The sequence below is a fragment of the Bacillus sp. FSL W8-0629 genome, assembly GCF_038593225.1.
Classification (GTDB): domain Bacteria; phylum Bacillota; class Bacilli; order Bacillales; family Bacillaceae; genus Bacillus; species Bacillus altitudinis.
The window spans coordinates 2,710,261-2,736,177 of sequence record NZ_CP151975.1 but is presented as its reverse complement, the minus strand read 5'-3'; the positions used below and the strand labels follow the sequence as shown (position 1 = coordinate 2,736,177).

Annotated in this window: 26 protein-coding genes; 20 read left to right on the top strand and 6 right to left on the bottom strand. The window is 42.3% G+C overall.

Annotated features, from left to right (window positions below; genetic code table 11):
* Nucleotides 1–10 precede the first annotated feature (10 nt).
* Entirely contained in the window at nucleotides 11–232 is a 222-nt protein-coding gene (locus NSQ17_RS14130) for a DeoR family transcriptional regulator (RefSeq protein WP_008356419.1), read from the bottom strand.
* Between the two features lie 369 nt (nucleotides 233–601).
* Nucleotides 602–1,900, bottom strand: coding sequence for an NCS2 family permease (locus tag NSQ17_RS14125; RefSeq protein WP_017358329.1), 1,299 nt, complete (start codon nucleotides 1,898–1,900; stop codon nucleotides 602–604).
* 94 nt (nucleotides 1,901–1,994) lie between these two features.
* On the opposite strand from NSQ17_RS14125, the gene pepV reads away from it, so the two are divergent.
* Nucleotides 1,995–3,395 carry a dipeptidase PepV gene (pepV, locus tag NSQ17_RS14120; RefSeq protein ID WP_342467536.1) on the top strand — a complete coding sequence of 467 codons (1,401 nt, stop codon included), beginning with the start codon at nucleotides 1,995–1,997 and terminating at the stop codon, nucleotides 3,393–3,395.
* Between the two features lie 27 nt (nucleotides 3,396–3,422).
* The gene (locus tag NSQ17_RS14115; RefSeq protein ID WP_342467535.1) at nucleotides 3,423–4,040 is read left to right on the top strand and encodes a Type 1 glutamine amidotransferase-like domain-containing protein; all 618 of its coding nucleotides are present in this window, start codon (nucleotides 3,423–3,425) and stop codon (nucleotides 4,038–4,040) included.
* 210 nt (nucleotides 4,041–4,250) lie between these two features.
* Here NSQ17_RS14115 and cysK read toward each other — a convergent pair whose 3' ends face one another.
* On the bottom strand, nucleotides 4,251–5,183 hold the full coding sequence (gene cysK / locus NSQ17_RS14110) for a cysteine synthase A (RefSeq protein WP_160757440.1): 933 nt from the start codon (nucleotides 5,181–5,183) through the stop codon (nucleotides 4,251–4,253).
* A 90-nt stretch (nucleotides 5,184–5,273) separates the two neighbouring features.
* Here cysK and thpR point away from each other — a divergent pair, with 90 nt between their 5' ends.
* The 4 genes from thpR (at nucleotide 5,274) to NSQ17_RS14090 (ending at nucleotide 8,848) form a co-directional block, all read left to right on the top strand.
* Nucleotides 5,274–5,825 (top strand): RNA 2',3'-cyclic phosphodiesterase, encoded by a 552-nt coding sequence (thpR, locus tag NSQ17_RS14105; RefSeq protein ID WP_342468106.1) that lies wholly within the window; start codon nucleotides 5,274–5,276, stop codon nucleotides 5,823–5,825.
* 25 nt (nucleotides 5,826–5,850) lie between these two features.
* Complete coding sequence (locus NSQ17_RS14100) at nucleotides 5,851–6,786, top strand: hypothetical protein (protein ID WP_039168403.1); 936 nt, start codon at nucleotides 5,851–5,853, stop codon at nucleotides 6,784–6,786.
* 47 nt (nucleotides 6,787–6,833) lie between these two features.
* On the top strand, nucleotides 6,834–7,763 hold the full coding sequence (locus tag NSQ17_RS14095) for a YegS/Rv2252/BmrU family lipid kinase (protein ID WP_007501831.1): 930 nt from the start codon (nucleotides 6,834–6,836) through the stop codon (nucleotides 7,761–7,763).
* 284 nt (nucleotides 7,764–8,047) lie between these two features.
* The gene (locus tag NSQ17_RS14090) at nucleotides 8,048–8,848 is read left to right on the top strand and encodes a phosphotransferase family protein (RefSeq protein ID WP_025207816.1); all 801 of its coding nucleotides are present in this window, start codon (nucleotides 8,048–8,050) and stop codon (nucleotides 8,846–8,848) included.
* Here NSQ17_RS14090 and NSQ17_RS14085 read toward each other — a convergent pair.
* Nucleotides 8,845–9,120, bottom strand: coding sequence for a YtzH-like family protein (locus tag NSQ17_RS14085; protein ID WP_024719286.1), 276 nt, complete (start codon nucleotides 9,118–9,120; stop codon nucleotides 8,845–8,847). The genes NSQ17_RS14090 and NSQ17_RS14085 overlap by 4 nt on opposite strands.
* A gap of 188 nt (nucleotides 9,121–9,308) precedes the next feature.
* On the opposite strand from NSQ17_RS14085, the gene trmB reads away from it, so the two are divergent.
* The 3 genes from trmB to NSQ17_RS14070 all read left to right on the top strand — a co-directional run bounded on the left by trmB (nucleotide 9,309) and on the right by NSQ17_RS14070 (nucleotide 12,685).
* Nucleotides 9,309–9,950, top strand: a complete 642-nt coding sequence (gene trmB, locus NSQ17_RS14080) for a tRNA (guanosine(46)-N7)-methyltransferase TrmB (protein WP_025207815.1) — start codon at nucleotides 9,309–9,311, stop codon at nucleotides 9,948–9,950.
* Between the two features lie 115 nt (nucleotides 9,951–10,065).
* Nucleotides 10,066–10,914, top strand: a complete 849-nt coding sequence (locus tag NSQ17_RS14075) for an MBL fold metallo-hydrolase (protein WP_024719284.1) — start codon at nucleotides 10,066–10,068, stop codon at nucleotides 10,912–10,914.
* A gap of 73 nt (nucleotides 10,915–10,987) precedes the next feature.
* Nucleotides 10,988–12,685, top strand: a complete 1,698-nt coding sequence (locus tag NSQ17_RS14070; RefSeq protein ID WP_008343042.1) for an NAD-dependent malic enzyme — start codon at nucleotides 10,988–10,990, stop codon at nucleotides 12,683–12,685.
* A gap of 40 nt (nucleotides 12,686–12,725) precedes the next feature.
* Here the strand turns inward: NSQ17_RS14070 and NSQ17_RS14065 are convergent, their stop codons facing one another.
* Nucleotides 12,726–13,040 carry a PepSY domain-containing protein gene (locus NSQ17_RS14065; protein WP_003217759.1) on the bottom strand — a complete coding sequence of 105 codons (315 nt, stop codon included), beginning with the start codon at nucleotides 13,038–13,040 and terminating at the stop codon, nucleotides 12,726–12,728.
* Nucleotides 13,041–13,239: 199 nt separating this feature from the next.
* On the opposite strand from NSQ17_RS14065, the gene NSQ17_RS14060 reads away from it, so the two are divergent.
* Complete coding sequence (locus NSQ17_RS14060; RefSeq protein ID WP_017358321.1) at nucleotides 13,240–14,313, top strand: M42 family metallopeptidase; 1,074 nt, start codon at nucleotides 13,240–13,242, stop codon at nucleotides 14,311–14,313.
* Nucleotides 14,314–14,520: 207 nt separating this feature from the next.
* On the opposite strand, the gene NSQ17_RS14055 is transcribed toward NSQ17_RS14060, so the two are convergent.
* Complete coding sequence (locus tag NSQ17_RS14055; RefSeq protein ID WP_007501817.1) at nucleotides 14,521–14,967, bottom strand: YtoQ family protein; 447 nt, start codon at nucleotides 14,965–14,967, stop codon at nucleotides 14,521–14,523.
* A 200-nt stretch (nucleotides 14,968–15,167) separates the two neighbouring features.
* Between NSQ17_RS14055 and NSQ17_RS14050 the strand changes: the two genes are divergently transcribed.
* The 10 genes from NSQ17_RS14050 to NSQ17_RS14005 all read left to right on the top strand — a co-directional run bounded on the left by NSQ17_RS14050 (nucleotide 15,168) and on the right by NSQ17_RS14005 (nucleotide 25,491).
* Nucleotides 15,168–16,196, top strand: a complete 1,029-nt coding sequence (locus NSQ17_RS14050) for a PTS sugar transporter subunit IIC (protein WP_019743715.1) — start codon at nucleotides 15,168–15,170, stop codon at nucleotides 16,194–16,196.
* Nucleotides 16,183–16,503, top strand: coding sequence for a thioredoxin family protein (locus NSQ17_RS14045; protein WP_003217665.1), 321 nt, complete (start codon nucleotides 16,183–16,185; stop codon nucleotides 16,501–16,503). The genes NSQ17_RS14050 and NSQ17_RS14045 overlap by 14 nt, the downstream gene beginning before the upstream one ends.
* Nucleotides 16,504–16,521: 18 nt before the next feature.
* Nucleotides 16,522–17,334, top strand: a complete 813-nt coding sequence (locus NSQ17_RS14040; RefSeq protein WP_096881746.1) for a DUF1444 domain-containing protein — start codon at nucleotides 16,522–16,524, stop codon at nucleotides 17,332–17,334.
* Nucleotides 17,335–17,350: 16 nt separating this feature from the next.
* Complete coding sequence (gene ytpR, locus NSQ17_RS14035) at nucleotides 17,351–17,956, top strand: YtpR family tRNA-binding protein (protein ID WP_007501813.1); 606 nt, start codon at nucleotides 17,351–17,353, stop codon at nucleotides 17,954–17,956.
* Between the two features lie 199 nt (nucleotides 17,957–18,155).
* On the top strand, nucleotides 18,156–20,906 hold the full coding sequence (locus tag NSQ17_RS14030; protein WP_342468105.1) for a DNA translocase FtsK: 2,751 nt from the start codon (nucleotides 18,156–18,158) through the stop codon (nucleotides 20,904–20,906).
* 302 nt (nucleotides 20,907–21,208) lie between these two features.
* A complete protein-coding gene (gene murC / locus NSQ17_RS14025) occupies nucleotides 21,209–22,507 on the top strand; it encodes a UDP-N-acetylmuramate--L-alanine ligase (protein WP_008343047.1) in 1,299 nt (432 codons plus the stop codon).
* Between the two features lie 223 nt (nucleotides 22,508–22,730).
* On the top strand, nucleotides 22,731–23,147 hold the full coding sequence (locus NSQ17_RS14020) for a DUF948 domain-containing protein (RefSeq protein ID WP_017367864.1): 417 nt from the start codon (nucleotides 22,731–22,733) through the stop codon (nucleotides 23,145–23,147).
* Between the two features lie 29 nt (nucleotides 23,148–23,176).
* On the top strand, nucleotides 23,177–23,647 hold the full coding sequence (locus NSQ17_RS14015; protein WP_007501807.1) for a YtxH domain-containing protein: 471 nt from the start codon (nucleotides 23,177–23,179) through the stop codon (nucleotides 23,645–23,647).
* Nucleotides 23,648–23,677: 30 nt separating this feature from the next.
* Nucleotides 23,678–24,001: a bacillithiol system redox-active protein YtxJ gene (ytxJ, locus tag NSQ17_RS14010; RefSeq protein ID WP_041507651.1), complete on the top strand. Its 324-nt coding sequence runs from the start codon at nucleotides 23,678–23,680 to the stop codon at nucleotides 23,999–24,001.
* Nucleotides 24,002–24,414: 413 nt separating this feature from the next.
* Nucleotides 24,415–25,491, top strand: a complete 1,077-nt coding sequence (locus NSQ17_RS14005; RefSeq protein WP_017358315.1) for a bifunctional 3-deoxy-7-phosphoheptulonate synthase/chorismate mutase — start codon at nucleotides 24,415–24,417, stop codon at nucleotides 25,489–25,491.
* Nucleotides 25,492–25,917 lie beyond the last annotated feature (426 nt).

The following is a 25,917-nucleotide window of genomic DNA, read 5'->3' as shown; positions in this document are numbered from 1 at the left end:
CATTATTCGCTTATGATGATATTTTTACTTTTTTTCTCGTTGTTTCCCATTTGCCTCTGCTTGGACTATGAACAAGATCGTTATAGGCAAGCACGTTTAAGTCTCTTTGGATGGTTCTAGGTGTGATCCCGAATTCATCAACCAGCTCTTGTGTCGTCACAAGACCTTTCTCTTGAATGAACATATAAACTGATTTTATTCGAGTCATCATACGGTTTGTTGAAGGTTTCAAAAAACCACTCCCTATCAATAAGATCGGATGGACTTGACTAACCACAACTTACTACACTAAAACTGCGACATAAGGACATGCAACAATGGTAAATGTTCGTGTTTCTTAATGTTTTATTCTATTATACACGTTATTATGCATCTAGTTCCACCAAAAAGTCAACTTTACGTGTTTTTAAACTTGTCTTCATGAATGAAATTATGGTATATATCATGATTTGAATCCGGTTACAACCCAATAAACACAAGGTGTATAAAGAAAATTGCCACTTAAGAAAGAGCAAAAAATAAACACAGAAAATTTACAAAATAAAAAATCATTCATACAAAAAAGACACATTCAAATGAGAAATGTGTCTTTTTATTTTGGTTATCCTTCTAAGAAAAAGAGCTGCACGAAAAATAAGACGGCGAAAATGAGTACAAGAATATGCACTTCTTTCCATTTTCCTTTTGCCAGCTTCACAAGTGGATATGAAATAAATCCTAGTGAAATTCCTGTAGAGATGCTAGATGTCAGCGGCATGGAAAGAATCACAAGAAAAGCAGGAAATGCTTCGTCAAGCTCATTCCAGCGAATACGTGACACTGAATTCATCATCAAACAGCCGACAATGATTAAGACAGGTGAAGTGATGGACGGCAAAGACGAAATGGCTTGAACGAGTGGACCAAAAAACAAAGCCACAATAAACAATGCAGCAACGGTTAAAGAGGTCAGTCCAGTTCTTCCGCCAGCAGCCACTCCTGATGAGGATTCAATGTAAGCTGTGGTTGGGCTTGTTCCAAACATTGAGCCAATTGTCGTTGCAGCAGAGTCAGCAAGTAAGGCTCTGCGTACTTTTGGGAGCTGACCATTTTTCATTAAACCTGCTTGTTCCGCAACCCCGATCATTGTTCCTGTTGTATCAAAAATCGTCACAAGTAAAAAGGAGAAGACAACAGCATACAAGTGATGGGAAAATACATCGCCAAACGCAGCGAATGGATTTGTAATCAGCATTCCTTCAGGCAGTGCTGGGGTATCCACTAGCACTTTAGGAAAATGAAGCTGACCTGTTGCAAGTGCAATTAACGTGGTTGCTAACATGCCGATAAACAGCGCTCCATTCACTTGAAGAACCATTAATATGACAGAAATCATTAAACCAACGAGTGTCAAAATGACAACAGGTGAGCTTAAATTGCCAAGTTTCACAAGATTTTGTGGATCAGCAGTGATGATTCCAGACTGTCTTAGCCCAATGAATGCAATAAATAGTCCGATACCTGCTGTAATTCCGTACTTTAAATTATCTGGAATCGCCTCAATGAGTTGTTTTCTAAGGGATGTTAACGATAAAATAATAAAGAGTATTCCAGCAACAAATACCGCACTAAATGCTGTTTGATAGCTGAGACCTCCACCACCGACAACAGTGACGGTGAAATAGACATTCAGCCCCATACCTGGTGCAATGGCAATCGGATAGTTTGCAAAGAGTGCCATCCAGAGGGTACCGACAACAGCAGCGATAATGGTTGCAGTAAAGACTTGGTCAAAAGGAATGCCTGCATCTGAAAGGATTCCTGGATTGACGGCTACAATATATACCATCGTAAAGAATGTCGTCATACCAGCGAGTAATTCTTTCTTTATGTTGGTTTGGTTCTCTTTTAACTGAAACATAAAATCCTCCATTTACGAACATTATTACAAAACACTTAATATAATATTCGTTTTAAGGGTGGATTGCAACCTTTTTTCAAGGAGGAATGGAAAAATGAATTGGGAAGCAGAAGTCATACGAAAAAAAGACAGTTTGATTCAGGATACACAATCTTTTTTACAAATTGAAAGTGTCTTGGATGAAGAAGGCGGCACAGTAGGAAAACCGTTCGGTGAAAAAGTGGATGAGGCTCTTCAGTATATGCTCAAAAAAGGGCAGGACGAGGGCTTCAAAGTGAAAAATGTTGATGGTTATGCTGGTCATATTGAATATGGAGAAGGCGAAGATATCGTCGGTGTGCTATGCCATGTGGATGTCGTGCCTGCGGGAGACGACTGGACAACCCCGCCATTTTCAGCGGACATAAGAGAAAATAAAATCTTTGCAAGAGGAGCCATTGATGATAAAGGGCCGACCATGGCGGCGTTTTACGCATTGAAAATGTTAAAAGATGCCGGTCTACCGCTGTCGAAAAAGATTCGAATCATCATTGGCACAGATGAAGAAAGCGATTGGAGATGCGTCGATCACTATTTTAAGCATGAGGCGATGCCGCAAATTGGCTTTGCGCCAGATGCTGATTTTCCAATTATTCATGCTGAAAAAGGGATCATAGATGCCATCGTATCCTTTACATACGAACAATCAGAAGAAAACAAGCGTTACATCCTTAAGCAATTCACATCAGGCATGCGTCTCAATATGGTCCCAGATGAGGCTCGCGCGATTGTGGCAGCAGCAAATGATCACGATGCTGAAGCATTAAAAACGGCTTTTGCAGCCTATCTTGCGGAAAATCAGTTAACCGGTGAGACAAACCATACAGCAGATGGACTGACATTCACATTAAAAGGTGTATCAGTTCATGCAATGGAGCCGGCGAATGGCACAAATGCGGGCATTCATATGGCGAAATTCTTATGTGCGCATGAATTAGATGAAAGAGGGCTCGCTTTTACATCACAAATAAATGCTTTATTTGATCAAGACACAAGAGGACAAAAACTCGGCATCGCTTGTAAAGATGATATTAGTGGTGACTTGACCTTGAATGTTGGCACAATCCGCTATTCGCAAAACGAAGAAGCGAAGCTTGGGCTGAATGTCCGCTATCCCGTAACAGCGGACGGTGAGGAAGTCAAAAAAGGGATTGAACGAATAAAAGGGGCAGCGATTGAGAAATTTGATGACAGTCCTCCTCATCACGTCTCAAAAGACCATCCACTTGTGAAAACATTACAGCGTGTCTACGAAGAACAAACAGGAGATCCTGCCCATCTGATTGCAATTGGGGGAGGAACGTATGCAAGGTCATTAGAAGCAGGCGTTGCCTTTGGCCCTCTATTCCCAGGAAGACCTGATTGTGCACATCAAAAGGATGAATATATCGAAATCGATGATTTACTACGAGCAACTGCGCTTTATGCACAAGCCATGTATGAATTGGCGAAATAAAAAAGGAAAGAGAAGAGGGGTTTCACCGTGAAAAAAATGTTCTTATGCTCTTCATTCAAAGACAGCTATTCTCTCTTGTCTGACTTTGCAGGCGGCACCTTAAAAGGAAAAAGTGTGACATTCATTCCGGTAGCCAGTGAAGTGGAAGAAGTCACGCACTATGTCGATGCAGCAAAAGAAGCCTTTCATCAATTAGAAATGCGTGTAGAGACTGTTCAGCTGACCGGGCAAACGGTTCAGGAGATCACACAGATCATTGGGAAGAATGATGTCATGTATGTATCTGGCGGCAATACCTTTTATTTGCTGCAAGAATTAAGAAAGCACGGGCTCGATCGTGTATTGAAAGAAGAGATCGGCAAAGGCAAGCTGTATATCGGAGAATCCGCGGGGAGTATTATCATGGCGCCAAGCATTGAATACATCTCACTGATGGATGATCAGGAGAAAGCGCTAGAATTATCTTCCTTTGAAGGATTTAATGAGATCAACAGCTATCCGGTACCGCATATAAACAATCCTTATTTAGGTGAAGCCGCGCAGCATATCATAGAGAAAGATCAAAATACGCTCTCTTTATGCCCGCTCAATGATGAACAAGTTTTACTTGTGACAGGCGAACAGACTGAGGTCAAGACGGTCTGAGTTGTTCCTTTCAGCGTGTAGACAAACCCTCGCATTCGGTGTCAGTCCTGCGCTCTGGTGCTCACGAATGTCAAATTCGCTCCGCGCCAGTACTCGTCCTTCCTAGGGCTGCAAAGGTTTTTGAAAAGAAGACAAAGGGCTAAAATAAAGTTCATTTTAGCCCTTTGTCAACAATCTGAAAGGAACAGGAGCATACGCCCTGTTCCTTTTTTAATCTTGAAACACATCACTTGATAAATAACGTTCACCCGTGTCTGCTGTCATACAAATGACAATGTGATCCTTTGGCATTTGCTTGGCTGCTTCAATGGCTGCATAGCATGCCGCGCCAGATGATGGACCGACTAAAATACCTTCAAGACGGGCGAGCTTTCGTGTGATGTCGTAAGCATCTTCATCACTCACTTGTACAATCTCATCATACACCTGTTCGTTTAAAATTTGTGGGATAAATCCTGGACTTGTGCCAACAAGCTTATGTTTGCCAGGTTTCCCGCCTGATAAAACAGGAGACCCCTTTGGCTCTGCCACATGTATCGTCAATTCCGGGAATGCTTTTTTGAGTTCCTCTCCAGTGCCTGTAATGGTTCCGCCCGTTCCAGCAGTTGCGACAAAAGCGGCAAGCGGCTGTCCAATCTGTTGCACTGCATCAATAATTTCTACAGCCGTTGTCCCTCTATGAGCATCGGGGTTCGCATCATTGTCAAATTGCATGGGAATAAAGCTGTTAGGAATTTGAGCAGCTAATTCTTCTGCCTTGCGAATACAGCCTGGCATTTTTTCCTCCCCCGGGGTTAAGACGACCTGTGCGCCGTATGCCTTTAAAATATTGATTCTTTCTTGGGTCATCGTATCAGGCATGATCAGAATGGCTTTGTAGCCTCTTGCAGCAGCGTTCATCGCTAAGCCAATTCCTGTATTCCCGCTTGTTGGTTCAATAATCGTTGCCCCTTTTGTGAGCTTTCCTTGTTTTTCTGCCTCAAGGATCATATTGTAAGCAGCCCGATCTTTTACACTTCCGCTAGGATTAAATGATTCCAGTTTTAAATAAATAGCAGCGCCATGTTCTGGCTGAAGGCGCTGTAATTTTACAAGTGGTGTATGACCTATTAATTCAGCTATATTTTGTGCAACCTTCATCATGTGACACCCTTTCTTCTCATTCCGCATTACTTTAGTTATACTATCATCAATGGGGATTCGTAAAGTTTGTTAAAAAGGACAGGTGAAAATATGGCCGAAAGCCGTCATTATTTTATCGGGATTCCAATCCCTGAACAACTCGCGTATCAAATGAAAGCGGATATAGACAAGAGGAGCGGACTTTCCTTTCAAAAATGGACAGCACCCATTGATTATCATGTTACCCTTGTGTTTTTAGGTGCGATTCCAGAGGACCGTTTAAATAAGATTTCTGAGCTACTTGCACAGCTGTCTCCTGAGGTGTCTGCTTTCCCGCTGAAGCTGAATGAAGTAGGGATATTTGGCCAAAAGGAGCGGCCGAGAGTCTTTTTTGCAAAGCCTAGTGAAAGTAAGCCTTTGATGGATCTTAGAGAAAAAGTGAAAGCAGCCGTTTTGACAGCAGGTCATCCTGTCGAAAAGAGACCCTTTCATCCACATATGACGATTGCGCGCAAATGGAATAGGGAACAGTCCTATATAGAACAAGCACCCTTACGGAAAGTACCATATTCGATGGAGGTTTCTAGTATCGCTTTATTTGAAATCCGTCTAAAAGAAACCCCGCGTTATCACGCGATCAAACAATTTACACTACATAAATGATTCTAGAGGTTGGAGTGAGCAGCAGATGGCGCAAATTATTAAAATCCAAGATTATATATCACGATATGAACAAGACCCGCATCATTACATCAATCAGTTTATTCGATTGAAAAAACAAAGATGGGACGAGTTAAAAAAGGCTTCCAAAGAGCAGGTGCAAAAGCAGGCTGACCAAGCCATCGAGCAAGCACCTGAACAAGAGGAAGAAAAGAGAAAGAAATTCTCCTTAAAAAGAAAGCAAAAAGAAGCCGATATGAAAAAGGAACGGGACCTGAGTCTTTTTAACGAGCCAACAGATATAGAACAAGGTGTCTTTACAAACGTTCCTACCGATGAAACGAAGCTGATTCACTTTTTTAAAGATCATCTTTACGATGTTCAGTTAAAATGGGCCAGCTCGACGATCTCTCATATTTCAACTGTCTCCCATCACATTCGCTATGATGAAAAGCTGCGGATGCTTGCAAGGCAGCTGCCAGATTCTTATTTTGTGATGTACAAGCCGGTGCTGCTCATTCAAAAAGCTGAGATGGAATTGTGTCCAGTGCTCATTACACCGCTTGAAGTCATCTGTTTATCTTTCTTAGAAGCAGAGCCAGACAGCGTATATATTGGATCGAAGGAACGTTTTTGGGAAAAGCGGGCGACGGGAAAAGCTGTTCAATCCGTTTTAAACCCTTGTGCAAGCCTTCTGCGCTCTGGAACTGTTGTGTCAAAAATTTTACAGCAAAGTGGTGTAGAGCTTCCTGTGAAAAAAATCCTCATCAGCCGCACCTCGTATATTGATTTGCCCGAAGTTCCATTCGGGATGGAGGTTGTCGATAAGAAGAAAGCGGAGGATTGGTTTGACAAGCAGCGGAAAAACACGGCGCCGACAAAGCACCAGCAATTCAAAGCGACAAAGGCATTGCTTGCTTATGGTGAATCAGACAGCAAAAGAAGGCAGGAATGGCTCGATTAAAGGCATATCAAGGTCACCAAAAAATGAGACCTGAGTGGAGCTAATATATGAATGAATGGTACTTTATCGTCAATCCAGCAGCAGGACAAGGAAAAGGACTCCGCACTTGGAGAAGCATAGAGAAAGAATTACAAAAGGTAGAGATCTCATACAGATCGTTTCTTACCCAGCATGAAGGACATGCCGAAGTTTTGGCGAGACAAATTAGCGCTATGCAAGACGACAGATTGAAACGGCTGATCGTCATTGGCGGTGACGGCACATTTCATGAAGTACTGAATGGTTTAAAAGAAATTGATCATGTGCAGCTAAGCTTTGTCCCAGCAGGTCATTGGAATGATGCTGCGAAGGGGCTGGGCATCCAGCGTCATGATGTGATCAAAGAAGTGAGAAAACAAAAGAGGATGCTGACGAAAACATTTTCTCTCGGTTCCTTTCAAGATCATGCAGAAAGTCCGCAATCTGTTCTTTTTCTCAATCATATTGGTGTTGGTTTTGATGCGCATGTCTTGAAGAGAACGGTCCATTTTAGAGGGAAAAAGTGGCTCAACCGACTCAAACTCGGGTTTATCATCTACCCGCTGTCCTTTCTACATTCGTTATGGTCTTTCAAACCGTTTGACCTTGCTCTTTTTATTGAAAATGAGAGAAAAGTTTTTCGCCAAGTGTGGTTTGTGATCGTATGTAATCACCCATATTATGGAGGCGGGCTGGAAGCAGCGCCGGAAGCAAGTGCGAGGCAATCAGGATTTCAAACAATCGTTGTCACGGATTTGAATCCATTGAAAGTCCTCTTATTTTTAAGTGCAATGGTTTTTAAAAAGCACCTTGTAATGGAGGGAGTCACCCTTTTTCAGCATGAAGAAGCCTACTTGGAGGCAGATGAAAAAATCCTATTTCACGCTGATGGAGAAGTGATTGGCGCCACTCCAGTGTTTGTTAAGGCTAGTGAGCGATCGTTAAAATTACGTGGCTAAGAAGCAGCCAGTGTGCGCACGAGCAAAAGAAACATGAAAAAAGACTTCCCTTTTCATAAGGTTCTTGTCCTGTTTTTCTAGTTTTGCTTGACGAGTATAAGAAGGTAGCGATAAAATCTATAGGACGGCTATTGTTTAGCATCTCATTCTCAATAGCTGTCCTTTTTGTTTTTATGATCATATAAATAAAAAATAAACAGCCAATTGATCTCAATCGGCTGAATTTTGTCGACTAAAAAAGCATGATTTAAAATATTTTAAGAAATGATGGGTTGAAAATTGATATGAACTGGTTGGGACAAATATTAGGTAGCGAATGGCACATCTCTCCTGCTGGAGGCGCTACGGGAGATGCGTACTTCGCAACACACAATGACCAAAAGCTATTTTTAAAACGCAATACGTCACCGTTTCTTGCGGTTTTGTCAGCTGAAGGCATTGTGCCGAAGCTTGTCTGGACAAAACGGATGGAAAATGGGGATGTCATTACTGCGCAGCACTGGCTGAGCGGCAGAGAGCTGAAGCCAAAGGACATGAATGACCGTCCTGTAGCGGAGCAGCTAAGAAAAATTCATACATCAAAAGAGCTGCTCGATATGCTGAAACGATTAGAAAAGCACTCGCTTGACCCGGCATCGATCTTGATGCATCTCAAGGCATCGATCTTAAAAGAGCAGATTGACTCACATGATATCACGCGCGCCATCCAGTATTTAGAGAAACATGTGGAGGCAGTTCATTTCGAGGATAAGGTCGTATGCCATTGTGACCTCAACCATAATAATTGGCTGCTGACAGATGAAAACCAGCTCTATTTAATTGATTGGGACGGGGCAATGATTGCGGATCCAGCGATTGATCTTGGACCGCTCTTATACCATTATGTTGAAGAAGAGAACTGGGAAAGCTGGCTCTCTATGTATGGTGCTCCGCTGACCGACAACTTGCGAAAACGCATGGCATGGTATGTGCTGGCTGAAACCGTCTCGTTTGTCGTTTGGCATAAAAGAAAAGGAAATGAAAAGGCGCAAAAAGAAGTGCAAGCCGAGCTACATGCACTCTTAAAACGGTTAAACATCCATTAAGACAGTGGAATGTTCTCGACCCAGTCAGATAGATGCGATTGATGCGCTTCGATATGTGCATCAATTGAACTGACAGAGGTACCTTTTTGGCTGTAATCATAAATATCTGTTAGCAGCTGACGAACGTCAGCATCCAAATCTTCTTTTGCCAGCATTAATTGAATCACGCGTCCCACCTGTTCATATTCTGCAACAGTCCCGCAGCAATCCAGCTGGTGATCAGTTAAAATATCTTTGATTAATTGAAGCTGATGTTGGCGGTTTAATCCCATACGTATGCTCCTTTCAAGCGTGTCATTTATGTGGTTAAACTGTGCATTCAGCTTTGATTTTATACATGAAGCAGACCAGCCCAATTAGCAGCTGGTCTTTTTCATATGTGCGGATAAGATGCTGTCTTGCGGCTCTTTATGTTTCATGGTATCTTGATAAAATGTAAAGAAAATAGAGGTGTATCAAATTGAGAATGCGACATAAACCATGGGCGGATGATTACTTAGCTGAAAATGCTCATATTGCTTTAGCCAACCCTGAACAATACAAAGGGAAATGGCATGAGCTGTTTGGAAATGATCATCCAATCCATATAGAAGTCGGTACAGGAAAAGGGAGCTTTATTGCCGGAATGGGCAAGCTTCATCCTGAGATAAACTATATCGGCATTGAATTATTTAAAAGTGTCATTGTGACGGCAGTCGATAAAATCAAAGAAACAGATGTAGAAAACGTAAAGCTTCTAAACATCAACGCAGAGACACTGACAGATGTCTTTGCGGAAAATGAGATTGATCGGGTGTATTTGAACTTCTCTGATCCGTGGCCAAAATCAAGGCATGAAAAACGTAGGTTGACGTTTAAAGCCTTTTTAAAGCGATATGAACAGATCCTCCGTCCAGGCGGTGAATTACATTTCAAAACCGATAACCGCGGACTATTTGAATATTCCTTGAAAAGTTTTTCGTCTTACGGACTCCTTTTAACATATGTGAGCCTTGATTTACATGAGGATGGTCTCGAAGGAAATGTCATGACAGAATATGAAGAGAAATTCTCTTCCATGGGACAACCGATCTATCGATCAGAAGTAAAATTCCCTGAATAACAAGCGAACAAAGCTGGCTGCAACGAACGATTGCGGTCAGCTTTTTTGATGAAAAGATTAGTACATGCGATTTTTCTTTGTATTTGCTACGATAGAAAAAGGAGGGATGACAGCAATGGAGACAATGAAAATAGGTGAAATGGAACTGTTCTGGTTAAATGGGGGAGATACACACATGGATGGCGGTGCCATGTTTGGCGTGGTGCCAAAGCCATTATGGTCAAAAAAATACCCTGTGAATGATCGAAATCAAATTGAATTACGGTGTGATCCAATGCTCATACGGTGGAACGGTCTTCATCTGTTAGTAGATTCCGGCATCGGGTCAGGGAAGCTGACAGAGAAACAAAAACGCAATTATGGCGTCACAGAGGAAACGAAAATAGAAGAATCACTTGCGGCTCTCGGTTTGCGCCCATCTGATATAGATTACGTCTTAATGACTCATTTGCATTTTGATCATGCAAGCGGGCTGACAAAACGTGAAGGCGATAAGCTTGTGTCTGTTTTTCAGCAAGCAAAAATCATCACGTCCAAAATTGAATGGGACGAAATGAGAGCACCGAACATCCGCTCAAGAAATACATATTGGAAAGAAAACTGGGAGCCTGTTGCCGATCAAGTCATGACATTTGAAGATAGCATCGAAGTAACAGAAGGCATTCGCCTGCATCATACAGGTGGACATAGCAATGGGCATAGCATCTTAACGCTCACAAGTCAGGGAGAAACAGCTATTCATTTAGCGGATATCATGCCGACACACGCTCATAAAAACCCGCTTTGGGTCTTGGCATACGATGATTATCCAATGACCTCGATCCCGGCGAAGCAAAAATGGCAGGCATTTGCCGAAGAAAACAATGCATGGTACTTGTTTTATCATGATGCCATCTACCGTGCTGTAAAGTGGGATGAAGACGGGGCAATGACCCATGAGGTCAAAAGAGAAACCGGAAGATAAAAGATCATCTGTATGTTTTTTCGCCTTTCACACAAAATAACGACAAAATGAACTTGTGAAAGGAAGAGTGCAGGTGAATCAATTTTATCGTGTACATGGTGATGTCATCGAGACACCGTTAAGAGGGATGGAAGTCATGTCTGTCCCGTATTTAAACAAAGGGGTCGCATTTACAAAGGAAGAGCGGGAAGAGCTTGGGTTAAAGGGATTTCTGCCGCCGAAGGTGTTAACACTAGAAGATCAAGCAAAGCGTGCATATGAACAGTTCAAAGCACAGCCGGACGCACTTGGGAAAAATGTCTATTTAACTGCGCTTCATGACAGAAATGAAGTGCTCTTTTATAAATTATTAAATGAGCATTTGGCAGAAATGCTGCCGATTGTTTACACACCGACCGTAGGAACAGCGATTCAGCGTTACAGCCACGAGTATAGAAAGCCAAGAGGAATTTATTTATCCATTGATGACCTAGAAGGAATGGAAGAAATTTTTGCATCTTACGGAGTGGATGAATCAATTGATCTCATTGTCGCAACAGATGCAGAAGGAATTTTAGGCATCGGTGACTGGGGTGTTGGTGGAATCGCGATTTCAGTCGGAAAACTGGCTGTTTATACAGCCGCAGCAGGTATTGATCCTAGCCGTGTACTGGCAGTGGTGCTTGATGCTGGAACCAACCAAGAAAGCCTTTTAAATGATCCGCTTTATGTGGGAAATCAGCACTCCCGCGTTCGAGGAGAGCGCTATGATCAGTTTATTGATCAATATGTTGAGCTTGCCCGTGCGACTTTTCCAAATGCACTTCTTCACTGGGAAGACTTCGGTACAAAAAATGCGCGCGCCATTTTGGAAAAATATAAGGACCGTATTTGTACGTTTAATGATGATATTCAAGGAACTGGAGCCGTTTCACTTGCTGCGGTTCTGGCTTGTGCAAAAGCATCGAAGGTTCCGCTGAAAGATCACCGAATCGTGATCTTTGGAGCAGGTACAGCAGGGATTGGTATAGCCGAGCAAATTCGTGATGCCATCGTGAGAGATGGTGTCAAAGAAGAGGAATCATATGATCATTTCTGGTGTATTGATAAAACGGGATTGCTCACAGATGATTCACCCGACATTCAGCCATTCCAAAAGCCGTATGCAAGACGTTCTGATGAAGTGAAGGATTATGCACGTAATGGTCCAAAGCATTCAATTGATTTGTTAGAGGTCGTGAAGCAGGCGAAACCTACGATCTTAATTGGTACCTCAACTGTAGGTGGGGCATTTACAGAGGAAATAGTGAAAGAAATGGCGTCACATGTAGAGCGGCCAGCGATTTTACCGATGTCAAACCCGACACCTCTTTCAGAGGCAAAGCCGGAAGATCTCATTGAGTGGACAGAAGGACGTGCGCTTGTCACAACGGGAAGCCCGTTTGATCCAGTTGAATATGGCGGTGTGACATATGAAATTGGGCAGGCAAATAATGCCCTTGTGTTTCCAGGGCTTGGTCTTGGAACGATTGTGTGTAAAGCCCGTCTCATGACAGACAGCATGTTTGTTGCGAGTGCTGAAGCGATTGCGAGCATGGTCAATGTCGGAAAACCGGGTGCTGCGATGCTTCCAAGTGTTGATCAGCTCAGAACGGTTTCAGCGACAGTGGCTGTCCGTGTGGCACAAGCAGCGATTGACGAAGGAATTGCGGAAGAAACCCCTGATGACCTCATTCAGGCTGTGCAAGACGCCATGTGGCACCCTGTATACAAAAAAATCAAAGCCATCTAAAAAAAGCTTCGCAAGGACTTGTCTTTGCGAAGCTTTCTTATTAAGCAACAGAATCAATGACATCAACGATCATGCCTGTTTTTGCATCAATCATGACTTCATACTGTTCCAGCTCGCCAAAGGCGGAGCGTGTAATGCCAGATTTGTACACATCAATCGTTTCACCATTTACGGTATACGGTTCTGGTACAGTATAAATCCAAGAGCCATCAATCGGGCCGCGCTGTTTAAAAGCGGATTTCACAATTTTTAACGCTTTTTCAGACGAGATATACGTCGGGAAAAAGACTTTCTTTGCAACAATTGCAGCGGCTACGCCAATACTCGCACCAATCAGAACATGTTTTAACTTCAACGTGCTGCACCTCCGTATTGCTGTTTTTTCCATTATACAAAACTTGTCCAGCGATGTTAAGAAATCCGAATACTTGAAAGCATATTCAAAATTTCTGGAGAGATACTTGGAAAACCGAAAGAATTCTTATAGTATAAAGTGAGTGTTATTTTTATAGGAATTTATATGGTCATTACATAGAAATGAGGGTAACTGTCAAATGAACGAAGAAACAATGTCGCTTTTCCGAAATTTAACAGAACTACAAGGGACTCCAGGTAATGAGCACCATGTGCGTGCTTTTATGAAAAAGGAACTTGAGAAATATTCCGATGAACTCATACAGGATCGTCTTGGCGGAGTGTTTGGTGTCCGCAAAGGCCCAGAGAACGCACCGAAGATTATGGTGGCTGGTCATATGGATGAAGTCGGCTTTATGGTGTCATCCATTACGAAAAACGGAATGATTCGTTTTCAAACACTTGGCGGCTGGTGGAGTCAAGTGATGCTTGCGCAGCGTGTGGATGTTCATACGGATCACGGGCCAATTCCGGGCGTTGTATCTAGCACACCTCCTCACCTTCTGACACCAGAACAAAAAAGCAAACCAGTAAAACCGTCAGATATGCTGATTGATATTGGTGCAGACAGTGAAGAAGAAGCGAAAGAGCTTGGCGTTCGCCCAGGGCAGCAAATCGTTCCTGCAACGGTCTTTACCCCAATGGCCAATCCAAAAAAGATTTTAGCCAAAGCTTGGGATAACCGCTATGGGTGCGGACTTGCCATTGAATTATTGAAAGAATTAAAAGACGAAGCTCTTTCATGTCAGCTATATTCAGGCGCAACCGTCCAAGAGGAAGTAGGGCTCAGAGGGGCTGAGGTAGCTGCAAATATGATTCAGCCTGATCTGTTCTTTGCTCTAGATGCGAGTCCCGCAAATGATGTGACGGGAGACAAATCACAATTTGGCCAGCTTGGAAAAGGTGCACTTCTTCGTATTTATGATCGCACGATGATTACGCACCGAGGCATGAGAGAATTTGTCCTCGATACAGCCGAAACAAACAATATTCCATATCAATATTTCGTATCGCCAGGCGGTACGGATGCTGGACGTGTCCATATCTCAAATCAAGGTGTACCGTCTGCTGTTATTGGTGTATGTGCGCGTTACATTCATACAAGTCACTCTGTCTTGCATGTGGATGATTATGCAGCGGCAAAAGAATTAATTGTTCGTCTTGTGAAAAATTGTGATCAAAGCACGGTGGATTCGATTTATCAACAAGTGTAAACGATAAGAAAAAGGCTGCCTCTTTTAAGAGCACAGCCTTCAGCGTGTAGCCAAACCCTCGCATTCGTTGTCAGTCCTGCGTGCTGGTGCTCACGAATGTGAAATTCGCTCCGCGCCAGTACTCGTCCTTCCTAGGGCTGCAAAGGTTTTCTATCACGCTGAAAAGAAGAAAAAGGGCTAAAATCAAGTTCATTTTAGCCCTTTTTCTTATTCTTGTTCAAACACGTATGACAACGCCTTAATTGCTTGATTCACTGTTTCGACAGTGATATTTGCTTTGTTTGATAGTTCCTTTAGTGGATGATGTAATTCTTTAGGACGAATCAAAATAAGGGGTTTTCCTTTGGCGATGGCAGAAGAAGCATCCATTGCCGTGTTCCACTGTTTATATTTCTCACCAAAGCGGGCGATGACAACGTCTGCCTTATTTAATAATAGTTCGGTGCGGAAATTGTTCAAATCAGAAGCCGCATCGTCTTTCAAGATGGCATTTGGCTGCCCGCCTAAAATATCTTCTCCGATGTTATCTGATCGGTCATGATTCTCCATTGGGCCAACAAACGTCACTGGTAGTTTCAAAGACTGGCTTTTTTCCTTAATTTCATCGCGCCACTGGCTATGAATTTCTCCAGCTAAATAAACCGTTAATTGCATAACAATCTCCTCCTTGTGCACAAACTTAGTAAAGGTTTGCCCTGTTTCTTTTCATGTTACACAAGAAGTGCTTGATAAAGCAAAAAAAATATGATTATGATATTCATGGTAGAGACTATTTTTCATCGTAAGAAGACTACATATAATGGGAAGGACAGGCCTCTTCGTCTTTCCTATGAGAAAGCAGGAAGACGACGTTGATGACTTATTTAAAAAGAAAGGGTATTTCCCTTTCGCCAAAGGTCTATTTTATTGATGCACTCTCTTATATGGCTTTAGGTCTATTTGCTACATTAGTGGTAGGGCTGATTTTAAAAACAGCAGGCGGCCTGTTATCATTTCCTCTCATCGTGGAAATGGGAACGCTCGCAATGGGGCTGATGGGACCAGCAATTGGCGTAGCGGTTGCTTATCGCTTAAACGCTTCTCCTTTAATTATTTTCGCAAGTGTTGTTTCAGGTGCCGCCGGAGCAGAGCTTGGGGGACCTGCTGGAAGCTTCGTGGCTGCTCTTATTGGTGTGGAATTAGGCAAACTCATCAGTGGTGAGACAAGAATTGATATTATTTTAACGCCGCTTGTGACCATTATCACAGGTTTTCTCACCGCTGCTTTCATCGGCCCTGGGATTCAGGCGGTGATGACAGGGCTCGGCAGGCTGATCGTATGGGGGACTGACCAAAGTCCACTCATCATGGGCATGCTGGTTGCAACCATTGTTGGACTTGCTCTTAGCTCACCGATTTCAAGTGCTGCGCTTGCGCTGATGCTTGATTTAAGCGGTCTTGCTGCTGGTGCGGCGACGATTGGCTGCTGCGCGCAGATGGTCGGCTTTGCTGCTGCAGGATTTAGGGAAAATCGTTTTGGCGGTCTTGCTGCGGTAGGCATTGGAACATCAAAACTACAGCTGCCGAACATTGTGAAAAATCCGCTCATTCTCATTCCGCCGACGATAGCAGGACTGATTCTTGCACCAATTGGTATCATTGGCTTTGGGATGGTCAATAATGCGGCAGGAGCGGGTATGGGAACGAGCGGACTTGTCGGCCAGCTCATGACACTCACAGTCATGGGATTTCATCCTTCCGTTTTCCTCGCTATTGCTCTCTTGCATATCGTTGGCCCGGCAGTGATTAGTTTGGTAGTATCAGAATGGATGAGAAAGAAAGGCTATATACAATTCGGAGATTTAAGTATACAAACTGGAGGAATCAAACATGAAAAAAATTGAATCAAACGAAGAATTACAAAAAGTGATTCAAGAAGACTTAACCGTATTACTATTTTCAGCTGACTGGTGCCCGGACTGCACATTTATTGAGCCGTTTTTGCCAGAGCTTGAAGCAAACTATCCAGAATTTGAATACTTCTATGTGGATAGAGATCAGTTCATCGACACTTGTGCAGAGTGGGAAATTTACGGAATTCCAAGCTTTTTAGTCTTTAAAAACGGACAAGAGATCAACCGTTTTGTCAGCAAAGATCGTAAGACAAAGGAAGAGATTGAAGCATTTTTAACAGATTCTCTTTCTAAATAACGAAAGGAGAGTCTTATCATGGCGAAAATGACATCAAGACAGCTTGCCAATCAATTGAAAAGCCGTCTGACGAACGACAACTGGATACACCAGTTCGACAGGGAAAAAGATACGCTTCGTGTGGAAGATAAACATACAGGAAAGGGCATCACGCTTGAGCTCCCGCCGATTATTGCAAAGTGGGAAGTAAAGCCTGATGAAACACTGGATGAGATTGTTTATTATGTGAAAGAGGCGCTCAGCGCTATGAAAGGTGAAGCGCAGCACATCTCAGGTAAAGAAAAGCACATTTATCCGGTCATTCGTTCAACGTCCTTTCCAGAAACATCAAGTGATGAGATTCCGCTCGTTTTTGATGAGCATACAGCAGAGACAAGAATCTACTATGCACTTGACCTTGGAAGCACCTACAGATTAATTGACGAGAAGATGCTGCAAAAGGAAAACTGGACAAAAGAACGAATCAGAGAAACCGCAAGTTTTAACGTCCGTTCACTAAAGACTGTCGTGAAAATGGATGAAGTGGCGGGCAACCGTTTTTATTTCTTCCGTGCAAACGACGGGTACGATGCAAGCAGAATTTTAAATGAATCGATTTTACAAGAATACGCGCAAAAAGTAGAGGGGCAAATGGCCATTTCCGTTCCCCATCAAGATGTGTTCATCATTGCAGATGTACGCAATGAATCAGGCTATGATATTTTAGGGCAAATGTCGATGAGCTTCTTCGCTAGCGGCACGGTTCCGATTACGGCCTTGTCATTTTTATATGACGAAGGCAAGCTTGAACCGATCTTTATTCTTGCAAAAAGCAGACCAAAACAGCAGTAGAAGGGAATTTTGAAGAATGAACGTTTTTTATAATGCAGAAGGTGTCGGCGACACACTCCTTATTTCATTGAAAGATGTAACAAGAGAAGAAGTAGGTCATGAAACGTTTGGAGATGTCGTAAGAATCTTCAATCAAGACACAAAAGAAACAACAGGTTTTAATATTTTCAATGCATCTACTTACATGAAAATTGAAGAAAACGGATCTGTACCGCTTTCTGAAACGCTTGTTCAAGATATCAATGAAATTTTAAACCGCAACGGTGTCAGTGAAACATTAACAGTGGATCTATCACCTAAGTTTGTGGTCGGTTATGTGAAGGAAAAAGAAAAACATCCGAATGCAGATAAACTGAACATTTGCCAAGTAGATGTTGGCGATGAAACCTTACAAATCGTGTGCGGTGCACCAAACGTTGATCAAGGTCAATATGTTGTGGTTGCAAAGGTCGGTGCTGTGATGCCGAGCGGTTTGGTGATCAAAGATGCTGAACTAAGAGGTGTTCCTTCAAGCGGAATGATTTGTTCTGCAAAAGAATTAGATCTTCCGAATGCGCCTGCTGAAAAAGGAATCCTTGTTCTAGAAGGAAGCCGCCAAGCTGGCGAACCATTTGAAGCGTAACCTCCCATAAACGGGTACAAATGAGCGAAGAATGTGTTATACCAAAAGTCACTAAGTACGTACTTAGTGACTTTTTTTCATCTACAGACAGCATGAACAGCAAAGCGTAGCACTTTTCTCGCTTTTCTGCATGAAAAAGCAATGGTATACTAAAAATCGCCCAAGAAAACGTAAGGGGAGTTAAAGTGAGTGATAAATGATGAGTTGGTTAGATAAATTTTTTAGTGTATTTTTAGGAGAAGAAAAAAAAGAAGAAAAAGCTGAGAGGCCTGAAACAGGTCCGATTGCACCAAAGCAGCCAGCTGTTGAACAACATAAAGAATATAAAAAAGTTGAAGATACGAAAGTGTATTATGAATATCCAAAAGGCAATTTCCGCTTTCCTCTCGTTCCAGATGAACCTGCACGTGAGGCAGCAAAGCAACAAGAAAGAAGGCGCACGCGGCCAAGTCAGCCAAAGGCAAAGCAGACGACCTATCAGCCAAAACAAACAGTGCAGCCTGATCTCAATAAAAAGCCTTTTAAACCAGAGCAAATTCCTTCACCCATCTATGGCTACCACCAGGATATGCGTCCTAAACATGCAGCAGCCAAAGAAGACACATCTTCTGTCAAAATGAAATCGTCAGAAGAAACGTCACAGCGTGTCACACTGTTATCAGAAGAAGCAGAGCGTGAACGGAATGTAAGACAGCAAATGAACATCCCGTCTATACGAAAAGAACAACGTATGGAAGACATGATGTCAGCCCAAACAGAAGAACAAGCAGAGAAGCAACCTGTCACGACGCCGCTTACTTTGCAAGAGGAACTCGCTTATCAAGATCACGTTCAATCAACGATGGAACGTTTATATGACGAGCCTTTCAGTGAGACAGAGGATCAAGATCAAGCTTTGTCACAGACCAAAGACGATCGAGAAGCATCCTTACATATGGAGCAAGCTGAAGCATCTAACGAGCCTCTAGAGATGGAGCAAGAACAGGCAGTCACCGTTGAACAAGAAGAGCCGATGATTCCGCTTGAAGATGATACTGAGAAAAAAGAGAGCTTTACATTTGAAACAGCTTTAAGCGCATCACCAGCACTCGACATGGAGATAGAAAGCCCGGTAGAAGAAACTGCGATGCTGGAAGAGAATGAAGTAGAGGCTGCGGAGGAAATAACAGAGGCTGCATGGATAGAAGAAAGTCAAGCAGACGTGTCAGTGGCAGCATTTGAACAAGAAGAACCGGTGATCATACAAGATTCGCAAGATGATGATTCTCTGCCGGAAGAAAAATTAACAGATGATGAAGTCATGCCAGTTGAAGAAGCATCAGATGAATTTGCTGACTCTGGACAAGTAGAGATCGCCGGGGATATGGCAGAAGAGCTTGAGGAAACACCTGAAGAAACGCCTGAAATAAAACGTGAAGAACCAAAACCGTCTTCTCCACAGCCAAAGCGCTCAAGCGGTCAAACCTCCACCGTTCCTTTTAACGTCATGATGTTAAAAAGTGATCAGCGCGTGCAAGGACAGAAGAAAACGGCAGATGCACAAGGATATGCATTTCCGAGTTTAGCCCTTCTAGACGTTCCGCCAGCACAAAAAGAAGAGGACGGAACATGGGTGAAAGAACGGGCAGAACTGCTCAATGCCACACTGAAAAATTTCAATGTCAGAGCAAGTGTTGTTCATGTGACGCAAGGTCCTTCTGTTACAAGATTTGAAGTGCATCCTGAACCAGGCGTGAAAGTGAACAAAATTACAAACCTGTCAGATGATATCAAACTCAGTTTGTCTGCAAAAGATATTCGAATCGAAGCGCCGATTCCTGGGAAGAACACGATTGGAATCGAAGTGCCGAACCTTCACAGTAAAATGGTTTTCTTGAGAGAAATGATCAGAAGCAGTGCCTTTAGAGACAACCCATCTCCATTAACGGCAGCGCTCGGATTGGATATTTCCGGTCAGCCCGTTGTGGTTGATTTGCAAAAAATGCCGCACGGCTTAATTGCCGGAGCAACAGGTTCAGGGAAAAGTGTCTGTATTAATACCATTCTCGTGAGCCTAATGTTTAAAGCCTCACCTGATGAAGTGAAAATGCTGTTAATCGACCCTAAAATGGTCGAACTGGCGCCGTATAATCACATTCCGCATCTTGTGAGCCCAGTTATTACTGATGCCAAGACAGCAACAGCTGCCCTGAAATGGGTAGTAGATGAAATGGAAAGACGCTATGAACTGTTTGCACACTCTGGTGTGAGAGAAATCAAACGATTTAACGAACTGGTGAAAGAAAAACAAATGGGTGAAAAACTACCATATCTCGTCGTTGTCATTGATGAGCTGGCTGATTTAATGATGGTCGCACCAAATGAAGTCGAAGAAAGCATTTGCCGAATTGCCCAAAAAGCAAGAGCATGCGGGATTCACTTACTCATTGCGACGCAAAGACCTTCTGTTGATGTCATTACAGGCCTCATTAAAGCAAACATCCCAACAAGAATTGCTTTCTCTGTTTCAAGCCAAGTGGATTCAAGAACCATTATTGATATGGCAGGTGCTGAAAAGCTTCTCGGAAAAGGAGACATGCTGTTCTTAGAAAATGGCTCTGGCAAACCGACAAGGCTGCAAGGGAACTTTGTATCAGATCGAGAGATTGATGAAGTGGTAGCGCATGTGAGAAAACAGCGCAAACCTGTGTTCCTTTTTGAACAGGAAGAATTGATGCTCCAAGGGTCTGCCATTACAGACGAAGATGAATTGTTTATGGACGCATGCCGATTCGCCATCGAGCAAAATAGTGCAAGTACATCCAGTTTGCAAAGAAGATTTAGAATTGGCTACAATCGAGCAGCGAGATTGATTGATATGATGGAACGTGAAGGGATGATCTCTGGGGCAAAAGGCAGTAAGCCAAGAGAGGTCCTCATGACACTGAGTGACTTAGAACAATTGATCTAAATAAACCACTTCATTTTTTTGATAAACATGGTATGATAGCACATAGGTGCAATTTTTGAATTGGACGCTTTTCGCATGCCTGTTTGAACGCTTTTTAACGAAAATGAGCGAAAGCAGGTGTTAGAAATGGGAAAGTTGTCGGATACTAATCATAGTTAATATTGATTAGAATAGGAAGATCGGAAAAAAATCTTTATTTGGAGCTGCGATTTGTGATCAGCTAGAGACAAAAATCACAAGTTGCAAATTGAAATGAGCGTCATATACTGTAAGTCAGATAGACGTTTGTTGGAGGTACAATTATGACTGTTTATCATTTTGTTGGAATAAAAGGGACAGGTATGAGTCCACTGGCCCAAATTCTTCATGATACTGGGTATACTGTCCAAGGATCGGATATCGAAAAACATATCTTTACACAGAAAGCATTAGAAGAACGAAATATTAAAATTCTTCCATTTGACCCAGATAATATTCAGCCAGGGATGACGGTGATTGCAGGAAATGCATTCCCAGATACACACCCTGAGATTGAGCGTGCTCTTTCTGAAGGGATTCCTGTCATTCGTTATCATAAATTTCTTGGAGAATACATGGATTCATTCACAAACGTTGCAATTACGGGTGCTCATGGTAAAACATCGACAACAGGTCTGCTTGCACATGTGATGCAAGCGGCAAAACCAACTTCCTACTTAATCGGTGATGGATCTGGAATGGGGAAAGAAAACAGCGAGTATTTTGTATTTGAAGCGTGCGAATACCGCAGACATTTCCTCAGCTACCATCCAGACTATGCGATCATGACCAATATTGATTTTGATCACCCTGATTATTTCACGGATATTGATGACGTGTTCGATGCGTTTCAAAACATGGCACTTCAAGTGAAAAAAGCCATTATCGCCTGCGGTGATGACGAGCATCTGCTCAAGATCCAAGCAAAAGTACCTGTTGTGTACTACGGATTCAATGAAGAAAATGATTTCCAAGCACGAAATGTTGTGAAAAACACAGAAGGCACCACATTTGATGTATTTGTACGTAATACGTTTTATGATACCTTCTACATTCCTGCTTACGGAAACCACAATGTCCTTAACTCATTAGCGGTCATTGCATTATGCCACTATGAAGCCATTGATGTAGAGCTCATCAAAGGTGCTTTAACGACATTTGGCGGTGTGAAACGACGCTTTAATGAAAAAGTAGTCGGTGAACAAGTCTTAATTGACGACTATGCGCACCATCCGACTGAAATTGAAGTCACGATCGAAGCAGCTCGCCAAAAGTATCCAGACCGTGATATTGTGGCAGTCTTCCAGCCGCACACTTTCACTCGTACACAGCAATTTTTAAGTGAATTTGCGGACAGTCTGAAAAAAGCAGACTATGTATACCTCTGTGATATTTTCGGCTCAGCTCGTGAAAACATTGGGAAACTAAGCATTGAAGATTTGCGGGAAAAAATTCCGCAAGCCCAATTGATTGAAGAAGAAGAAACATCTGTGCTGAAAGCACATGAAAATGCGATCTTGGTCTTTATGGGAGCAGGAGATATTCAAAAGTATCTTCGTGCTTATGAGAAAGTCGCAGTATAATTGTCTGTCAAAAAGTGCCGATTCAATCGGCGCTTTTTTATTTTGAATAAAATGTGACAAAGGGGCTAAATGTGACAAGATGTGCCGCTTTTTTTCGTTCGCTGTGGACAGGAATTGGCGAATAAGTGTAGAATTATTATTCAATCGGTCATTCTAGGCGATGTTTGAATGATACAACGAGAGGGTATTGAATTGAATATGCCCGCAGCAAAGGAGGTATCAGATGATTATTATTCTCTATTTAAGCGTTGCACTCATCGCAATCGCTTTCCTCATTCTTGTCATCTACTTGTCCAAAACATTGAAATCCTTACAGCTGACATTAAAGAATGTCGCATCAACTTTAGAAGGTCTTGAAGGACAGATGCAAGGCATCACCACAGAGACAGCACAGTTGCTACATAAGACCAATCAGCTTGCTGAAGATATTCAAGACAAATCGGCAAAACTTAACACAGTTGTGGATGCGGTGCAGGGAATTGGTGGCTCGATCAACCAATTTAATACAAGCATAAAGCAGGCAGCTGGTGCGGTTTCTTCATCCGTTGAACGAAATCAAGAGAAAGTCACGGATGTGGTAAGCTGGAGTAACGCAGCACTTGAAATCTATAAAAAATGGAAACAGCGTAAACAACAATAAACAACCATTTTCGCATAGGAGGAATAATCATGAGCAAAGACGGAATCAATAGCAAAGACTTTTTGATCGGAACACTTATCGGTGGCATTATCGGTGCAACAACGGCATTATTTTTAGCACCAAAGTCAGGGAAAGAGCTTCGCGATGATTTGAACACCCAAGCGAATGCCCTAAAAGAAAAAACAGATCGTCTTACAACAGATGCAAAGGAAAAAGGCACTGAATATGTGACGATTGCGAAAGACAAAACATCTGAATTGTCTCAGCTCGTAGCAGAGCAGTCAAACCAGATTTTAGACAAAGTAAAAGACATAAAAGATCGTACAGCTGGAAAAGCTAAACAAGTAAAAAGCGAAGCAGAAGATGCTGCAGCAAATATTGCAAATGAAGCTTCAGATGTAGCAGATGAAGCAAAAGTAAGAGCACAAGAAGCAAAAGCAGACATTGAAGACGGCATCAAAGATGTCAAAGAAAAAGTAGAACAATCTACGAAAGGCTAACTCGCTGCTTAAGTTAGGAAGGAGCACATCATGTCTAAACAACTCATAGAAACAGAAGAACAGTTTGATCAATTAACGAATCAAGACGGAACCTTTGTCTTTTTTAAGCACAGTTTGACATGTCCAATCAGCCAAGCTGCTTTTCAAGAGTTTGAAGCGTTTGCGTCAGAACATGAGGATGTTCCTGCTTATTTCTTGCAAATTCAAAACACAAGAGAGCTTTCATCCTATGTGACTGAAAAGTCAGGGATCAAGCACGAAAGCCCGCAGGCACTCATCTTTAGCGATGGCAAAGTAAAGTGGCATGCTTCTCACTCAAGCATTACAAAAGAAGCGCTTGAACATAACATGTAGAAAAACGTCAGCGATTGCTGACGTTCAAGATTGTTGACAAAGGGCTAAAATGAACTTTATTTTAGCCCTTTGTCTTCTTTTCAGCGTGATAGAAAACCTTTGCAGTCTAGGAAGGACGAGCACTGGCACGGAGCGAATTTGTCATTCGTGAGTACCAGCGCGCAGGACTGACAAAGAGTGCGAGGGTTTGTCTACCCGCTGAAACGTCAGCGATTGCTGACGTTTTTTTTATAAAAAAGGTTTACTTGCATCAAAAGTATGCTATAATCTTACACATAATACTTTATCGCTTAAAAGCGTTTGGGTAATAAAGAATTTTTTCGTGACAATTCCGAAATCTTTGTTTATAATAAACCCTATTATAAGAGATCAAAAATAAAAAGCGAGAGCGGGCAGAGGAAAGGATGACAAAAATGAGCAACAATGAATTGGAACAATTGAGACAGCAAGCAGATGAACTAAATCTTCAAATCTTAAAACTGATCAATGAAAGAGGAAACATTGTAAAAGAAATTGGAAAGGCAAAAGAAGCGCAAGGTGTCAACCGTTATGACCCTGTCAGAGAGCGCACAATGCTTAATCAAATTCTTGAAGAAAATGATGGCCCATTTGAAAATTCAACGATTCAACATATTTTCAAAGAAATTTTCAAAGCAGGTTTAGAGCTTCAAGAAGATGACCACAGCAAAGCACTTCTTGTTTCTCGTAAGAAAAAACCTGAAAATACAATTGTAAATATCAATGGAGAAGCGATCGGTGACGGAAAACAACGTTTCATCGTTGGGCCATGTGCCGTTGAAAGCTACGAGCAAGTTGCAGAAGTAGCGGCAGCAGCGAAACAGCAGGGACTAAAACTTCTTCGTGGCGGTGCATTTAAGCCTCGCACAAGTCCATACGACTTCCAAGGACTTGGCGTAGACGGTCTAAAAATTCTAAAACGTGTAGCAGATGAATACGGTCTTGCAGTTATTAGTGAAATCGTGAATCCTGCTCATATTGAAGAAGCGATTGAGCATATCGATGTCATCCAAATTGGAGCACGTAACATGCAAAACTTCGAGCTTTTAAAAGAAGCTGGATCAGTGAACAAACCAGTTCTTTTAAAACGCGGTCTAGCAGCAACAATTTCAGAATTCATCAATGCAGCTGAATACATCATCGCACAAGGAAATGACCAAATCATCCTTTGCGAGCGAGGCATCCGCACATACGAAACAGCCACAAGAAATACACTAGATATCTCGGCTGTGCCAATCTTGAAACAAGAGACACATTTACCAGTCTTTGTTGACGTGACACACTCAACAGGACGCAGAGATCTACTTCTTCCAACAGCTAAAGCAGCTCTTGCGATTGGAGCAGACGGTGTGATGGCAGAAGTGCATCCAGATCCATCTGTTGCCCTATCTGATTCAGCGCAGCAAATGGACATTCCACAATTCGAAAAATGGTTAGATGCATTAAGACCACTTGTCAACATTCATGCGTAATCATAAATAGAAAAGCCGCCGGATGACAGCCCGGCGGTTTTTTCATGAAAAAATACGATCAAGATTGGCAATGAAAGGAAGAGAGCACATTGCAAGCTAAAAATACGCTTGTTCACAATGTTTTCATTTTTAAAATTCGATAGAATCTGCTAAGATCATTGTCATAGCTGACGTTCACGACGATTTTTGGTGAAATATGATTCAATTTACAGGTAACAAGCTCATTAAAGTTTGTTTAATTTAGTTATAAAAAGAAAGGGAACGTTTTCATATGAAGAAAAAACGTGTATAATTTCATAAAAGAATGTCATTTTGATGTAGATTGAAAAATTATGTGTCTCTTTTCATCGTTTTAATGACAAATAGGATATTATTTTCCTCGTATCTGACATGTCTCTATCCAATTGGTGAATGCTATAGATATGA

Coding starts and splice junctions, on each gene's coding strand:
- thpR (WP_342468106.1), top strand. CDS start 5,274: ATGGCCGAAAGCCGTCATTATTTTATCGGGATTCCAATCCCTGAACAA.
- NSQ17_RS14045 (WP_003217665.1), top strand. CDS start 16,183: ATGAAAAAAATTGAATCAAACGAAGAATTACAAAAAGTGATTCAAGAA.
- NSQ17_RS14090 (WP_025207816.1), top strand. CDS start 8,048: ATGAACTGGTTGGGACAAATATTAGGTAGCGAATGGCACATCTCTCCT.
- NSQ17_RS14050 (WP_019743715.1), top strand. CDS start 15,168: ATGACTTATTTAAAAAGAAAGGGTATTTCCCTTTCGCCAAAGGTCTAT.
- NSQ17_RS14075 (WP_024719284.1), top strand. CDS start 10,066: ATGGAGACAATGAAAATAGGTGAAATGGAACTGTTCTGGTTAAATGGG.
- NSQ17_RS14040 (WP_096881746.1), top strand. CDS start 16,522: ATGGCGAAAATGACATCAAGACAGCTTGCCAATCAATTGAAAAGCCGT.
- NSQ17_RS14060 (WP_017358321.1), top strand. CDS start 13,240: ATGAACGAAGAAACAATGTCGCTTTTCCGAAATTTAACAGAACTACAA.
- NSQ17_RS14125 (WP_017358329.1), bottom strand. CDS start 1,900: ATGTTTCAGTTAAAAGAGAACCAAACCAACATAAAGAAAGAATTACTC.
- NSQ17_RS14085 (WP_024719286.1), bottom strand. CDS start 9,120: ATGGGATTAAACCGCCAACATCAGCTTCAATTAATCAAAGATATTTTA.
- murC (WP_008343047.1), top strand. CDS start 21,209: ATGACTGTTTATCATTTTGTTGGAATAAAAGGGACAGGTATGAGTCCA.
- ytxJ (WP_041507651.1), top strand. CDS start 23,678: ATGTCTAAACAACTCATAGAAACAGAAGAACAGTTTGATCAATTAACG.
- NSQ17_RS14020 (WP_017367864.1), top strand. CDS start 22,731: ATGATTATTATTCTCTATTTAAGCGTTGCACTCATCGCAATCGCTTTC.
- NSQ17_RS14005 (WP_017358315.1), top strand. CDS start 24,415: ATGAGCAACAATGAATTGGAACAATTGAGACAGCAAGCAGATGAACTA.
- cysK (WP_160757440.1), bottom strand. CDS start 5,183: ATGATGAAGGTTGCACAAAATATAGCTGAATTAATAGGTCATACACCA.
- NSQ17_RS14055 (WP_007501817.1), bottom strand. CDS start 14,967: ATGCAATTAACGGTTTATTTAGCTGGAGAAATTCATAGCCAGTGGCGC.
- NSQ17_RS14030 (WP_342468105.1), top strand. CDS start 18,156: ATGAGTTGGTTAGATAAATTTTTTAGTGTATTTTTAGGAGAAGAAAAA.
- NSQ17_RS14015 (WP_007501807.1), top strand. CDS start 23,177: ATGAGCAAAGACGGAATCAATAGCAAAGACTTTTTGATCGGAACACTT.
- NSQ17_RS14100 (WP_039168403.1), top strand. CDS start 5,851: ATGGCGCAAATTATTAAAATCCAAGATTATATATCACGATATGAACAA.
- ytpR (WP_007501813.1), top strand. CDS start 17,351: ATGAACGTTTTTTATAATGCAGAAGGTGTCGGCGACACACTCCTTATT.
- pepV (WP_342467536.1), top strand. CDS start 1,995: ATGAATTGGGAAGCAGAAGTCATACGAAAAAAAGACAGTTTGATTCAG.
- NSQ17_RS14095 (WP_007501831.1), top strand. CDS start 6,834: ATGAATGAATGGTACTTTATCGTCAATCCAGCAGCAGGACAAGGAAAA.